This is a genomic window from Bradyrhizobium sp. WSM2254 (assembly GCF_000472645.1).
Lineage (GTDB): Bacteria > Pseudomonadota > Alphaproteobacteria > Rhizobiales > Xanthobacteraceae > Bradyrhizobium > Bradyrhizobium niftali.
On the sequence record NZ_AXAB01000033.1, the window covers coordinates 62017 to 73515 of the forward strand.

An 11499-nucleotide genomic window follows, 5' to 3' on the forward strand; every position below is an offset into this window, starting at 1 on the left:
AACGAGGAACGCTCCCATGACGTCCAGCTTCGATTTCGCGCCCCTGTTTCCCGCAGGGCTGCCGGCCCCTTCCGCGCGCTGGACGGGCCTTGCCAAATACAGCTTCGTCGGCGGCAACAATGATTCCGAGCAGGTGCCGCTGGACGAGCTGATCGCGGCGGCCAACCTCGCCCTGCAACGCGAGGGCCGATCGCTCGCCACTTACGGTCTGGCGCACGGGCCGCAAGGCTACCTGCCCTTGCGCGAATTCCTGGTGACAAAACTGAAGCGCGATGCCGGCATCAACTGCACGGTCGACGATCTCCTGATCGTCTCCGGCTCGCTCCAGGCGCTCGACCTCGTCAACAATACGCTGCTCGCCCGCGGCGATACCGTGATCTTCGAGCAGGACAGCTATCAGGGCTCGCTGAACCGCCTGGCACGGCTCGGCGTCAACGTCGTCGGCATTCCGCTCGATGCGGACGGCATGCGCATGGACCTGTTGGCCACGACGCTGGCCGACCTGAAGAGCCGCGGCATCCGCCCAAAATACATCTACACCATCCCCACGGTGCAGAACCCGACCGGCAGCATCATGCCGGAGAGCCGCCGCGCCGAGCTGGTGCGGCTCGCCGCCGAGTATGGCGTGCCGATCTTCGAGGACGACTGCTATGCCGATCTCGTCTGGTCGGGACGGCGGCCGCCGGCGATCTACGCGATGAGCCCGAACGGCGGCGTGATCCATATCGGCTCGTTCTCGAAATCGATCGCGCCGGCGCTGCGCGTCGGCTTCGTCGTCGCGCCCTGGGATGTGATGTCGCGGATGCTGTCGCTGAAGACGGACGCCGGCTCCGGCGCGCTGGAGCAGATGGTGCTGGCGGCCTATTGCAAGCCGCATTTCGCAAGCCACGTGCCGGCCCTGACGAAGGTGCTGCGCACCAAGCTCGATACGCTGATGGAAGCCCTCAATGAGCAGTTCGGGACGGCAGCGGAGTTCGAAGAGCCCAAGGGCGGCATCTTCCTGTGGGTGAAGCTGCCCGACCAGGTCGATACGCTGAAGCTGTACCAGGCCGCGCTTGCTGCCGGTGTCTCGATCAATCCGGGGCCGGAATGGTCGACCAACAAGGGCCATTCCAGCTCACGCCTCAGGCTGTGCTTTGCCAGCCCCTCGCATCAGCAGATCCGCGAGGGCGTCGCTGTGCTGGCCGAGGTCTGCCGCAGGGAGTTCGGCGTGCCGGCCCGCAGCGCCAATGTGGAGAAGCGGGCTTAACGCCTCATCAAGCCGCCTGGGGCTGGCTGCCGTGGATCGCGGAGGCCAGCCGCAGCAACAGGACGATCGAGACGTTGCCCTTGCCGGCCTCGATCTGTGCGATATAGCGCTCGGAAATCCCGGAGCGGCGGGCCAGCTCCCGGCGCGACAGGTCGCAGCGCATGCGCGAGGACCTCAAGCGGTCGCCCAGCTCGGCCAGAAACGCGGTCTCCGAATAAGGCGGCACGGCACAGCTGCCCGGCAGCACTTCGCCCGCAAAATCCATGACTTGATTCAGCATTGGTCTATCCACGTTCGCCTTCGGGAAGCGCCATCCTAGCCTGGAAGCGGCCGGCCTCATTGACGCGGATCAAATTCGCGCGCGATCGGCGGCTGCCGTGGACGACGGCGGGCGGGATGCTACACTTTGGAATTCTTCGAGGTGGGGCTTTTCGGGACATGACGCGTTGTATGAGCCGCTTGACCACGGCTGCGGTGGTGTGGGTCGCGTTCACGTCCACGGCCAGTGCCGAGACGCTTGCGGCGACGGTCGAACAATGGGGCCTGCTCGGCTCATGGGCGGTCGATTGTGCGGCCCGGCCCGACCGCGACAAGGGGGCGCTCCTGACTTACGAAATCCAGAAGGACGGCCGGGTGATATACCGGCGCAATTTCGGCGAGGCCAAGGACGAGAACGAGGTCGTGTCCGCCACGGTCAACGCCGAGGGCCTGCTCAATGTGATGGTGTACTTTCCATCGCTGCATCAGACCCGCGAGTTCGGGCTGCTGCTGGCCAAGGACGGCAGCCTGCGCGCGATCTACAATCGCAGCGAGCGCGGCGCGTACACGATCAGGGACAGCAAATACGTCGCCACGGGCGCGCCGACACCTGCGCAGCAACGCTGCGATTGAGCATCTGAACATCCGTTCAGAATTCTCTGCCAGTTCTTCCGGAACGTTCGCACGCACGCGCCGTTCTCATCTGCATTGGATTGGAGGAGGACATCATGAAGAAGCTTGGTTATATGGTTGCAGCTCTCGGTGCGCTCGTCATCGCGGCGCCGACGCTGGCGAGTGCGGAGACGGTGGTGATCAAGCGCGATCATCACGGCCCTTACGGCGCGCGCGCCGAATTCCGCGAGCATCGCGATCATGGCTGGCATCGCGGCTGGCACCATCGCGACAACGTCGTCGTGATCAAGCGTGGCGGCCATCACCACCATTGGGACTAACGCGCAACGCAACATGGAAATGGCCCCTTGCGGGGCCATTTCTTTGTGTTCGCGACATGCGCTTGGTCAGTCCCATGCCGGTGCAAAGCCGGGATTGACGCAGCGCCTGTCCTTCGGCAGCGCGGCGATCTTCTTGCGGTCGGCATCGTCGAGCGTGATCTTCAGCGCGTCGAGATTGGCCTGCTGACTCTCGCGGCGCGAGGCCTTCGGGATCGCCGCGACGCCGCCCTGGTCGAGCAGCCATTTCAACGCAACCTGCGCAGCGGTCGCGTTGTGCTTGGTGCCGATCTCCGCCAGCACCGGATCGGAGGCAACGCGTCCCTGCGCCAGCGGGCAATAGGCGACCAGCGGGATCGACCTCGCATTGAGATAGGCCAGCACCTTCGATTGATCGAGCATCGCGTGATATTCGATCTGGTTGCAGGCGATCGGCGCCCTGATGTCCTCGACCGCGATCTTGAGCAGCGCCGTGGTGAAATTGGCGACGCCAATCGCCCGCGTGCGCCCCTCCTCCTTCAGCTTCATCAAGGTCTCGAACACCGCGCCCCAGTTCGCGGACTTGGACGGCCAGTGCACGAGATAGAGATCGACATGGTCGAGCCGGAGTTTGGTCAGGCTGGCGTCGAAGGCCCGCCGGATCGCATCCGGCGCCAAATTCTCGTGCCAGACCTTCGTCGTGACGTGCAACTCGCCGCGCGGCAGCCGGGCCGCGGCGAGTGCGGCGCCGATCGGTTCTTCGTTGGCATACATTTCAGCCGTGTCGATGTGGCGATAGCCGACCGACAGCGCGCTCTCGACCGCGGCACGGCAGGCATCGCCCTGCATGCGGAAGGTGCCGAGGCCGAGCTTGGGCATGCTGATGCCCTGTGTCTTCAGATGATCCATGGGTCAACTCCTGACGTATTTCAGCCGCCGAACACACGGTGGGGCCGCGAGGGCAGACTCTTCGGTGATGGAAAAGAGGTGGCGGGAGCGGACAGTATAGCGCGGGGGAAGCGGGGCGGCCAATCAAGATCGGGTTAGCGTCGGCGCACTGAGTGCCTCCCCAACGTCATGGCCGGGCTTGACCCGGCTCCGCCAAGGCTTCGCCGGGCATTCGGTGTTGGGCCGGCGAAGCTTCAGCGAAGACGGCAAGCCCGGGCATGACGAACCGGCCTCACGAATGCTGCGCGACCACGGTCGGGCGCGCCTGCGACTGCGGCACGATGTCGACCGACCAGAGGTCGCGGTTGTCCACGTCCTTCAGCGTCACGGTCATCACGCCGGTCACGCCATCGATATCGACGCGGCCGAAGAACTGCAATCCGAAGCAGGGCGCGAGGTTCTCGCCCTGCGCCTCGCTGCAGCCGTTCTGGTACATCGCGACCGGACCAAAAGTGTCGTCGAGCTCGCCCGGACCCCAGGTGCCGGCATGCAGCGGGCCGGAGACGAACTCCCAGAACGGCTCGAAATCCTGGAATTGCGCCCTGTTCGGATCGTAGTAATGCGCGGCGGTGTAGTGCATGTCGGCGGTGAGCCAGACGACGTTGCGCACGCCGGCGCGCCTGATGGAGCTGAGCAGATCGGCGATCTCGTGCTCGCGTCTATCGGGCGGCCCATTACCGAGCGCGACCGCATCGAGGCTGATCAGGCCGATCGGCAGGTCGGCCGCGATCACCTTCCAGGTCGCGCGCGAGGCAGCGAGTTCCCGCTTCAGCCAGGCCAGCTGCTCGGCGCCGAGGATCCAGCCGCGATGGTCGTTGCCCTTGTTCCAGCTGTCATCGCGAAAGCTGCGCATGTCGACCATGAAGACGTCGAGCAGCGGTCCATAAGCGATCTTGCGATAGACCCGCCCCTGCCGTGCGCCGACGTCACGGATCGGCATGAAGTCGAAGAAGGCGCGGCGGGCGCGCGCGACCAGGCGCGGCGTGCCGTCGTCCTCATAGCCAGCCTCGTCATAGCTGCCGGACGGTGACCAGTCGTTGCTGACCTCGTGATCGTCCCACTGCGCAAACATCGGCACGTTCGCGTGGAAATCGCGAAAATGCGCGTCGAGATGATTGTATTTGTAGTTGCCGCGGAACTGCGCCAGCGTGTGCGCGACCTCGGATTTTTCTTCCGTGACAATGTTGCGCCAGGTCTCGCCGTTCGGCAGCTTCTGTTCGGATGGTACAGTGCAGTCGGCGTAGATGTGGTCACCGGAGTGAATGAAGAAGTCAGGGCGGTTGTCGAGCATGGTGCGATAGCTGCGATAGCCGCCGCGCGAGACGTCGATGCCCCAGCCCTGCCCCGCGGTATCGCCGGACCACAGGAACGAGATCGATTGGCCTGCGGCCGGCGCAGTGCGGAAATGGCCGACGCGGCTTTCGCCCGCGATGCCGGTTGCGATGTCGTCGAAGCGGACGCGATAGACGATGTCCTGTCCGGGCGGCAGATCGCTCAGCAGCAGCTTCGAGGTGAAGTCGGCGTCGGGCAACGCGTCGCTCGAGGCCGCCGCGATGATGGTCTTGAAACTCTCGACGGTGGAGCATTCCACCTGCATGCGCGCGGCCCGGTCGGCGCGCGCCCAGATCACGGCGGAGCCGTCCGAGACGTCGCCGGACTGGATGCCGCCGGCGATCCGCGGGCGGTCGGCGGCACGGCTGATGGATGGCTTTGCGAGCGCGGCCAAGGCGAGGCCGGAGGTGGAGCGGACCAGGAATTGCCGCCGGGTCCATGCGCGCGGGGCGCGGAGCGTTGCCATTCAGGAGACCTTCGTCGAATCGCGACGGAAGGTGCCTGCGCTCCTTGACTCCTACCCTTACGGTTTCTTGACTCCGCGCCGACGGTTTTACGACGTGGGGATGACGGTCGATGGTCTACTCCCTCTCCCCGTTCTTACGGGGAGGGCGAAGACTCAGCGCTGCCAGTTGCAGATGCCGCCGGAGCGGCACGGCCAGGTCTGGATGCGGGTATCCCTCGCCTGCGCATCCAGCGGATTGCCGTGGCGATGCGCGAGCTTGGTTCGGGCCGCACCGCGCGGCTGCGCGGGCTTGACGCGCGCGACCTTCGGCTCCGACACATGCACGCGTTCGGCGGCAACCTTCTTCGGCACGTCCACGGGCTCGGCGCGGGCCTGCGCCTCGCTGCCGCCGCGGGCCTCGAGTGCGACCGGTGCGAACCGCGTCTCCGGCCCGAGCCGCTTCGGCGACAACACCGCCTTGGACAGATCGAGACCGAGATATTCATCAGGCTTGTAGTCATCAGCGCGCGCGACGCCGCCCCATGCCAGCACGAGGGCAACGGCGACAGCAAAATGAGCGCTCTTCAGGACCACGGACGCCTCCTGAAATTGATTTATCAAAGGGGTAATTTACCCCTATTTAGGAAGCGTCGCGCGCAATTCCAGCGTTCAAGTGCCGCCGTGGTTAAGAAGTTTGGCGGTGTTCAGGCGACCTTTCGCGTCGCCCCCGTCCCGTCCAGGAACCCCATCAGGCGGCTGCGGATGATCTGTTCCGCCTCATTCATAATGCGATCGACCAGTTCCTTGCAGGAGGGGATATCGCGGATGAGGCCCGCGACCATGCCGCAGCTCCAGGCGCCCGCGTCCATCTCTCCGTCCAGCATGATCCTGGGATATACGCCCGCGACCTGGTCGTGGATGTCGTCGATGGTCAGCTTGTCGCCCTTCGCGCGCTCGATGTCGAGCAGACGATCGACATTGGCGTTCTTCAGGACGCGTTCGGTATTGCGCAAGCTCCGCATGATCAGACGGGTGTCGAGCTCGGTCGCGGCGACCAGCGCATTTTTCACGTTCTGATGCACCGGCGCTTCCTTGGTCGCGATGAAGCGCGTGCCCATGTTCATGCCGGCCGCGCCCAGCGACAGCGCCGCGACGAGGCTGCGCCCGTCGGCCATGCCGCCGGAGGCGACGAACGGGATCTTCAATTCCTCCGCTGCCCGCGGAAGCAGGATCATGTTCGGAATGTCGTCCTCACCGGGATGGCCGCCGCACTCAAAGCCGTCGACGCTGACGGCGTCGCAGCCGATGCGCTCGGCCTTCAGGGAATGGCGGACCGAGGTGCATTTGTGGATCACCTTGATGCCGGCCGCCTTCAGCGCCGGCATATACTGTTCCGGGCTACGGCCTGCAGTCTCCACTGACTTGACGCCACCTTCGACAATGGCCGCGATGTATTCGGGATAAGGCGGTGCCGAGAAGGCCGGCAGAAAGGTGAGGTTCACGCCGAACGGCTTGTCGGTCATGTCGCGGCAGCGCGCGATCTCTTTTGCCAGCAGCTCCGGCGTCTTCTGCGTGAGACCCGTGATGATGCCGAGCCCGCCGGCATTGGAGACGGCGGCGGCCAGCTCGGCAAAGCCGACGAAATGCATGCCGCCCTGGATGATGGGGTGCTCGATGCCGAACAGTTCGGTGATCGCGGTCTTCACGCAGGCTTCCTCCCGGATTTCGGTTTGTATGGGAACAGTCTAGCCGCAGGCTCGTGCCGCGGTCACCATTTCTCTCCGAAGGGCCGGATCTCCATTTCGAAGGTCCAGGCGCTCTTCGGCTGCTGATAGAGCTGCCAATAGGAATCGGCCACCGCCGACGGCGGCATCAGCAGGTCGGGATTATCCAGCGCGTTCGGGCCGAGCGCCTCGAGACGGCGCTGCCGCACCCATTCGGTATCAACGCCGGAATCGATGATGAGATGGGCGACGTGGATGTTCTTCGGCCCAAGCTCGCGCGCCATCGCCTGCGCCACCGCGCGCAGGCCGAATTTGGCGCTGGCGAACGCGGCAAAGCCGCTGCCGCCACGCAAGGAGGCCGTGGCGCCGGTGAAGAAGATATTGCCGCCGCCGCGCGGAAGCATCAGCCGCGCCGCTTCCCGGCCTGCGAGGAAGCCGGAATAGCAGGCCATCTCCCACACCTTCCGGAACACGCGCTCGGTGGTGTCGAGGATCGGGAAATTGACGTTGGCACCGACGTTGAAGATGCAGACTTCCAGCGGTGCGTGCTTGTCGGCATCGTCGAGGAAAGAGATGACCTCTTCCTCTTTCCGCGCATCGAGCGAGCGCGCGTGGATTTCGCCGCCGGCAGCCTCGATGTCCTTCACCAGCGGCGCCAGTTTGTCGCCGTTGCGGCGTCCGGCGAAGACCGAAAAACCCTCGGCTGCGAATTTCTTGGCAATCTCGGAGCCGATGAAATCGCCGGCCCCGATCACGGCGGCTGTCGCGTTTCGCTTGGGCAAGGTCGCCTCCTCAGGTGCGCAGTGTTTGAAGCGAAGGCTATAGTTCTAAAATAGAACTGTCAAATCGCGAGGCAGGATGCTAGCTTCAAGGACAAATTGCATTGATCATTCAAGTCAGTTCCTTTTTCTGACTTACTGAGCCGCGCCGGAGACCGGATCATGAAGTGGGACACGCTGGACGAAGAGCCCTGCTCGCTCTCCCGTACCGTCGCCGTGGTCGGCGATCGCTGGACGCTTCTGATCCTGCGCGAATGCTTTTTGCGCGTGCGACGGTTCGAGGGATTTCAGTCCTCGCTCCAGATCACCAGGCATCTTCTGTCGGAACGGCTGAAGAAGCTGGTCCGCTTCGGCATCCTGCGCCGCGTCCCCTATTCCGAGGCGCCCAAGCGCTACGAATATATCCTGACGCAGAAGGGTCTCGACCTCTACCCGATCATCATGGCGATGGTGCATTGGGGCGACGCCCACATGGGCGACGAGCGCGGTCGCCCGCTGCTGCATGAGCACAAGACTTGCGGCAAGCTGTTCGACCCGGTGATGGTGTGCTCGGAATGCGGCGAGGTGCTGCATGCGAAGCAGGTGCATGTGCATGCGGGGCCGGGGCGGAGGGAAGCGGTGGGGTGAGTGGCGCTGACGCGCGCAGCATCGCCGCCGTGGATCGTCGGCACGGCTGACGATCGCGGGCGAAACCGCGGTGCCGATGCCGCAATCTTCGTTCGTGATACTTTCAGCCTCGGCGCACCTTGGTCAGTGCGTCTTGGTGGTTTGCCACTTTTCCAGATCGGGCTTCGCCTCGCCCGATCGCTGCTCCTTCCCGGATTGCCCTTCCAGGGCTTGTCCGTCTGGGCGTGCGATCCCCAATCGTTCTGCTGTCGGGGATCGTCGGTGGGCTTTTCCTTGCTCATTGGATCTCCTCAGGTGCGGAGCCTACGCGAAGGGAACGCCATAGTAGGAGTTGATGCCGCGCACCGCCGCATCGTCACCCCAGTTCCAATCGCTCTGCTCGCCATATTTCGGCGCGCCTTGCAGCTCGATGGTGATCGTTCCAAAGCGGGGTCGGCGACTTATCAGGAACATCGCTGGAAACGAGGGGTTCTCTGAGTCCTCAGAGGACATGAACCATGAGCGACTTTCGCGACATCCAGCACGGCGTCAACGATCCCGTCGACGGGCTCGACGTGAAGCGGCACATCAACTCCACCCAGACACCGCATGAGCGCGCGCAGCATCATGCCGACGTACGGTCAGCGCCGTCGGCCTCGCCGGAAGAACCGTTCCTGCCGGAGCGATTGCGGCGCAAGCCGACCGACCCCATCAATCCGCGCACCGGCCGCAATCCGGCCGACTAGCCGCTTGGAACATCGGCTCCGGCGCTGTGCAGCTCGCGGCTCGGCAGCCGGCCTGCCGCCGGCGCCGCGCCGGCTTGTACGCTCCGTCGCAGCCGTCGCAACCCGGGCCGCGGTCTCGGTGTCGATCTGGTGGCTGAGGCAAAAGCTGCGCATCGTCTCCCGATGCTCAACGTCCTGACGCTGGCCGCCGTCAGCGAGGCGCCAGAGCTTCCCGGGGCATCAGGAATTCAAACATCTCGGCCGCGGTCTGAAGCTGCTCGATGCGCGCGGCAACGGAATCGCGCTGAACGCCGACCGGCAAGCTCGCAAGCTCATGCTCGAGCCGCAGCCGCTGCGCGTCGAGGCGTTGCTCGAATGTGTGGGGCTCAGACCGTCTTCGCATCGTCCGTCCTCGGGGGTTGCAGGCCCGGGCTGTTGGCCCAGCGCTCGACCTGCTCAATGACCTTCTGATGGCTTGGACGCACCGGCCTTGGTGCTTCGCGTTCCTCGGAAAGCTTGCGGGGTAACCTGACCTCGTCCGTCATGGCGGATCTCCCTTTCCCTATGAGAATGCGTCTCCGCGCGAATAGTTTCAATTAACCTATTGATTTATTTAGACTATATTGCTCAACCGACGCTTTTTGGGACTCCTGTGGAACTCTCGGCAAATTGGCTGGTTTAGCAAATTACTCATCTTGCTCAATTTGCGTGATTGACCATGAACGACCTTCGCGACGAGCGGCTCCAAGTCATGCTTTCGCCGGAAGAGCTGGCCGCAGTGGATGATTTCCGGTTCAAGCACCGCATGCCAACGCGTGCCGCGGCAGTCCGCGAGCTGCTCAAGTTCGGACTCGCAGCCGCGGGCATCGAGACGAGCATCGACCCGTCAACGGGCGTCAAATCAAGCGAGTTTGGTGTATTTGGCCGGGGGCCAGACGGACACACGCCGGGAAAATCCGAGAACGACGCCGAGGATTGATTTCAGCAGCCTCGCAAACAAAACGACCCCGGCACAGTGGGTGCCAGGGCCGTCCTTGGAGATTGCTTCCGGCGCACCGGGGGCATGACAACCGAAAGCAATCCGTCGACTCTTCGTGCAGGGAATCGTTCCTTGCGAGAACTAGCCCGTCGGGGCGTCGCCGGAATCGTCCGGCATCACGCCCGATCCCGGCGTCTTGTTGTTGTCGTTGAGCTTGGGATCGCGGGTCGCCTCACGCGACGGCGAGCCCCTTGAGCCTGTCTTGTGCGAGCCCGTCTTGTGCGCGGTCTGCGCGCGCTGCTTGTCGCGCGGTTGATCCTCCGCGCGCTTGTCCCTGACAATACCGTGGTCGGAATGCGCCATGATGTCCACTCGCCTCTCCAGTTGTCCTGCCAGATGTCCCGAAGCGCTTACGCGCCGGCGCGTCGAATGTTCCGGTTCAGACGAGAGGCCGCGGCGCTAGCTATGCGCCGCATGGATCGGGGCCGATGCATTTTCCAGATGCACCTGCCGCACCGTCGTCACCGTCGCGAACGCTACCGAGACGCCAAAAGCGAGAATGAGCGAAAGAAGAGCAAGACGTGGAGCCATTGCAAAATCTCCTTCTGGAATCGAAAATCAACGCGATTGACTGTTCCCGAATGATCCTGGATTGACGCTTGCATTCCGTGCGCACTCTCACACTCCGATTCACGAGAACGAGAGCGCCTATGCATCCTGCCTGTGGGAGGTACGGACCGTTACGGGCGGAATTTCGCCATCGAGCCAGTCCTGTTCTGTCGCGAGCGCGGTCCAGGCGTCCGCCATGCGCGAATAGCGCTTATGGGCAGGCTTTCCTTCCGCTCGCTCGGCGAGCTGCAGGCAGTTGTCGGCGTTGTCTCTGAAGATGTCGGACTGTTTCATGAATCAGACGTAGGGACGGAACTGTCGCGTCGCAACCGCCCCTTACCGGATCGTAACGTTCGCGGAACTTTGCATGCCATCCGTCATTGATATCGATGCGAGTTCTTGTCGCGATCATCCTGATGTTCATCAGCACCGCAGTGCTTGCCGACAGCACCGGCGAGCGAAGGCCGGGCGACCGCACGCCGACGGCGAGCGACGTCATCAACGGCCTCTACGCGTTCAGCCGCTTCCAGCAGGGTCTTCTCGAAAGCACCGATCTGAAGGGCAATGCGGAGGTGAAAAACCTCGCCGTCCTGCGCGCCGAGGAAGCGGCGAAGCGCGACAAGGTCTTGAAGGACATTCAACAGGCGCTCGGCGCCGAGCCGCGCGTCGGTAAGACAACGGCGAGCGCAAGCCTCGGCGAACCCGACAATTCGGAGGGACCAGCCTTTGTGCGAACCTTCTACGCCGCGCAGATCCCCGAATATGAATCCACCATCGCCCTGCTCGAGCACTATCTGAAAGCTCCCGACAATGCCGTCCTTGCCGCCTTTGCCCGCGACCAACTGCCGGTGCTGCGTTCGCAGGTGAAGGATGCGGAGCGGACGATGGCAGACAAATAGTCCCCCGTTCGTCCGCC

The 11499-nt window shown here is 63.9% G+C and carries 18 protein-coding genes and 1 pseudogene; 7 read left to right on the forward strand and 12 right to left on the reverse strand.

Features of this window, described 5'->3' with window-relative positions; genetic code table 11:
- Positions 1–16: 16 nt before the first annotated feature.
- On the forward strand, positions 17–1249 hold the full coding sequence (locus tag A3M7_RS0124190; RefSeq protein WP_027546216.1) for a PLP-dependent aminotransferase family protein: 1233 nt from the start codon (positions 17–19) through the stop codon (positions 1247–1249).
- A gap of 7 nt (positions 1250–1256) precedes the next feature.
- On the opposite strand, the gene A3M7_RS0124195 is transcribed toward A3M7_RS0124190, so the two are convergent.
- Positions 1257–1529: a helix-turn-helix domain-containing protein gene (locus A3M7_RS0124195; RefSeq protein ID WP_027546217.1), complete on the reverse strand. Its 273-nt coding sequence runs from the start codon at positions 1527–1529 to the stop codon at positions 1257–1259.
- Between the two features lie 170 nt (positions 1530–1699).
- Between A3M7_RS0124195 and A3M7_RS0124200 the strand changes: the two genes are divergently transcribed.
- Positions 1700–2140: a hypothetical protein gene (locus tag A3M7_RS0124200; protein WP_027546218.1), complete on the forward strand. Its 441-nt coding sequence runs from the start codon at positions 1700–1702 to the stop codon at positions 2138–2140.
- A 95-nt stretch (positions 2141–2235) separates the two neighbouring features.
- On the forward strand, positions 2236–2460 hold the full coding sequence (locus A3M7_RS0124205) for a hypothetical protein (protein WP_027546219.1): 225 nt from the start codon (positions 2236–2238) through the stop codon (positions 2458–2460).
- Between the two features lie 66 nt (positions 2461–2526).
- Here A3M7_RS0124205 and A3M7_RS0124210 read toward each other — a convergent pair whose 3' ends face one another.
- The 5 genes from A3M7_RS0124210 to A3M7_RS0124230 all read right to left on the reverse strand — a co-directional run bounded on the left by A3M7_RS0124210 (position 2527) and on the right by A3M7_RS0124230 (position 7667).
- The gene (locus A3M7_RS0124210) at positions 2527–3345 is read right to left on the reverse strand and encodes an aldo/keto reductase (protein WP_027546220.1); all 819 of its coding nucleotides are present in this window, start codon (positions 3343–3345) and stop codon (positions 2527–2529) included.
- Between the two features lie 271 nt (positions 3346–3616).
- Positions 3617–5182 carry an alkaline phosphatase gene (locus tag A3M7_RS0124215; RefSeq protein ID WP_027546221.1) on the reverse strand — a complete coding sequence of 522 codons (1566 nt, stop codon included), beginning with the start codon at positions 5180–5182 and terminating at the stop codon, positions 3617–3619.
- 153 nt (positions 5183–5335) lie between these two features.
- Positions 5336–5755, reverse strand: a complete 420-nt coding sequence (locus A3M7_RS0124220; protein WP_027546222.1) for a hypothetical protein — start codon at positions 5753–5755, stop codon at positions 5336–5338.
- Between the two features lie 110 nt (positions 5756–5865).
- Positions 5866–6867 (reverse strand): nitronate monooxygenase family protein, encoded by a 1002-nt coding sequence (locus tag A3M7_RS0124225; RefSeq protein WP_027546223.1) that lies wholly within the window; start codon positions 6865–6867, stop codon positions 5866–5868.
- A 62-nt stretch (positions 6868–6929) separates the two neighbouring features.
- Positions 6930–7667 (reverse strand): SDR family oxidoreductase, encoded by a 738-nt coding sequence (locus tag A3M7_RS0124230; RefSeq protein ID WP_027546224.1) that lies wholly within the window; start codon positions 7665–7667, stop codon positions 6930–6932.
- A gap of 159 nt (positions 7668–7826) precedes the next feature.
- On the opposite strand from A3M7_RS0124230, the gene A3M7_RS0124235 reads away from it, so the two are divergent.
- A complete protein-coding gene (locus A3M7_RS0124235) occupies positions 7827–8291 on the forward strand; it encodes a helix-turn-helix domain-containing protein (protein ID WP_027546225.1) in 465 nt (154 codons plus the stop codon).
- A 303-nt stretch (positions 8292–8594) separates the two neighbouring features.
- Here A3M7_RS0124235 and A3M7_RS47085 read toward each other — a convergent pair.
- Positions 8595–8696: pseudogene (locus tag A3M7_RS47085) on the reverse strand (PRC-barrel domain containing protein); the annotation flags it as partial.
- Between the two features lie 92 nt (positions 8697–8788).
- Here A3M7_RS47085 and A3M7_RS0124245 point away from each other — a divergent pair.
- A complete protein-coding gene (locus tag A3M7_RS0124245) occupies positions 8789–9016 on the forward strand; it encodes a hypothetical protein (protein WP_027546226.1) in 228 nt (75 codons plus the stop codon).
- A 190-nt stretch (positions 9017–9206) separates the two neighbouring features.
- Here A3M7_RS0124245 and A3M7_RS0124250 read toward each other — a convergent pair whose 3' ends face one another.
- Together A3M7_RS0124250 and A3M7_RS49820 are read right to left on the reverse strand one after the other, a co-directional pair.
- Positions 9207–9398 (reverse strand): hypothetical protein, encoded by a 192-nt coding sequence (locus A3M7_RS0124250; RefSeq protein WP_027546227.1) that lies wholly within the window; start codon positions 9396–9398, stop codon positions 9207–9209.
- A complete protein-coding gene (locus tag A3M7_RS49820; RefSeq protein ID WP_167771294.1) occupies positions 9382–9540 on the reverse strand; it encodes a hypothetical protein in 159 nt (52 codons plus the stop codon). Before A3M7_RS49820 ends, A3M7_RS0124250 begins: the two co-directional genes overlap by 17 nt.
- 173 nt (positions 9541–9713) lie before the next feature.
- Between A3M7_RS49820 and A3M7_RS0124255 the strand changes: the two genes are divergently transcribed.
- On the forward strand, positions 9714–9974 hold the full coding sequence (locus tag A3M7_RS0124255) for a hypothetical protein (RefSeq protein ID WP_027546228.1): 261 nt from the start codon (positions 9714–9716) through the stop codon (positions 9972–9974).
- A gap of 141 nt (positions 9975–10115) precedes the next feature.
- Here A3M7_RS0124255 and A3M7_RS0124260 read toward each other — a convergent pair whose 3' ends face one another.
- The 3 genes from A3M7_RS0124260 to A3M7_RS0124265 all read right to left on the reverse strand — a co-directional run bounded on the left by A3M7_RS0124260 (position 10116) and on the right by A3M7_RS0124265 (position 10877).
- Positions 10116–10337, reverse strand: a complete 222-nt coding sequence (locus tag A3M7_RS0124260; protein WP_027546229.1) for a hypothetical protein — start codon at positions 10335–10337, stop codon at positions 10116–10118.
- Positions 10338–10433: 96 nt separating this feature from the next.
- Positions 10434–10565: a hypothetical protein gene (locus A3M7_RS51065; RefSeq protein WP_256374878.1), complete on the reverse strand. Its 132-nt coding sequence runs from the start codon at positions 10563–10565 to the stop codon at positions 10434–10436.
- A gap of 117 nt (positions 10566–10682) precedes the next feature.
- Positions 10683–10877 (reverse strand): hypothetical protein, encoded by a 195-nt coding sequence (locus tag A3M7_RS0124265; protein WP_027546230.1) that lies wholly within the window; start codon positions 10875–10877, stop codon positions 10683–10685.
- Positions 10878–10972: 95 nt separating this feature from the next.
- Between A3M7_RS0124265 and A3M7_RS0124270 the strand changes: the two genes are divergently transcribed.
- On the forward strand, positions 10973–11482 hold the full coding sequence (locus A3M7_RS0124270) for a DUF4142 domain-containing protein (protein ID WP_027546231.1): 510 nt from the start codon (positions 10973–10975) through the stop codon (positions 11480–11482).
- Positions 11483–11499: the final 17 nt, after the last annotated feature.

Excerpts from the sequence above, each read along its gene's own strand:
- A3M7_RS0124195 (WP_027546217.1), bottom strand. The coding sequence starts at position 1,529 with ATGCTGAATCAAGTCATGGATTTTGCGGGCGAAGTGCTGCCGGGCAGC.
- A3M7_RS0124190 (WP_027546216.1), top strand. The coding sequence starts at position 17 with ATGACGTCCAGCTTCGATTTCGCGCCCCTGTTTCCCGCAGGGCTGCCG.
- A3M7_RS0124200 (WP_027546218.1), top strand. The coding sequence starts at position 1,700 with ATGAGCCGCTTGACCACGGCTGCGGTGGTGTGGGTCGCGTTCACGTCC.
- A3M7_RS51065 (WP_256374878.1), bottom strand. The coding sequence starts at position 10,565 with ATGGCTCCACGTCTTGCTCTTCTTTCGCTCATTCTCGCTTTTGGCGTC.
- A3M7_RS0124265 (WP_027546230.1), bottom strand. The coding sequence starts at position 10,877 with ATGAAACAGTCCGACATCTTCAGAGACAACGCCGACAACTGCCTGCAG.
- A3M7_RS0124210 (WP_027546220.1), bottom strand. The coding sequence starts at position 3,345 with ATGGATCATCTGAAGACACAGGGCATCAGCATGCCCAAGCTCGGCCTC.
- A3M7_RS0124245 (WP_027546226.1), top strand. The coding sequence starts at position 8,789 with ATGAGCGACTTTCGCGACATCCAGCACGGCGTCAACGATCCCGTCGAC.
- A3M7_RS0124260 (WP_027546229.1), bottom strand. The coding sequence starts at position 10,337 with ATGGCGCATTCCGACCACGGTATTGTCAGGGACAAGCGCGCGGAGGAT.
- A3M7_RS49820 (WP_167771294.1), bottom strand. The coding sequence starts at position 9,540 with ATGACGGACGAGGTCAGGTTACCCCGCAAGCTTTCCGAGGAACGCGAA.
- A3M7_RS0124205 (WP_027546219.1), top strand. The coding sequence starts at position 2,236 with ATGAAGAAGCTTGGTTATATGGTTGCAGCTCTCGGTGCGCTCGTCATC.
- A3M7_RS0124215 (WP_027546221.1), bottom strand. The coding sequence starts at position 5,182 with ATGGCAACGCTCCGCGCCCCGCGCGCATGGACCCGGCGGCAATTCCTG.
- A3M7_RS0124255 (WP_027546228.1), top strand. The coding sequence starts at position 9,714 with ATGAACGACCTTCGCGACGAGCGGCTCCAAGTCATGCTTTCGCCGGAA.
- A3M7_RS0124250 (WP_027546227.1), bottom strand. The coding sequence starts at position 9,398 with ATGCGAAGACGGTCTGAGCCCCACACATTCGAGCAACGCCTCGACGCG.
- A3M7_RS0124235 (WP_027546225.1), top strand. The coding sequence starts at position 7,827 with ATGAAGTGGGACACGCTGGACGAAGAGCCCTGCTCGCTCTCCCGTACC.
- A3M7_RS0124270 (WP_027546231.1), top strand. The coding sequence starts at position 10,973 with ATGCGAGTTCTTGTCGCGATCATCCTGATGTTCATCAGCACCGCAGTG.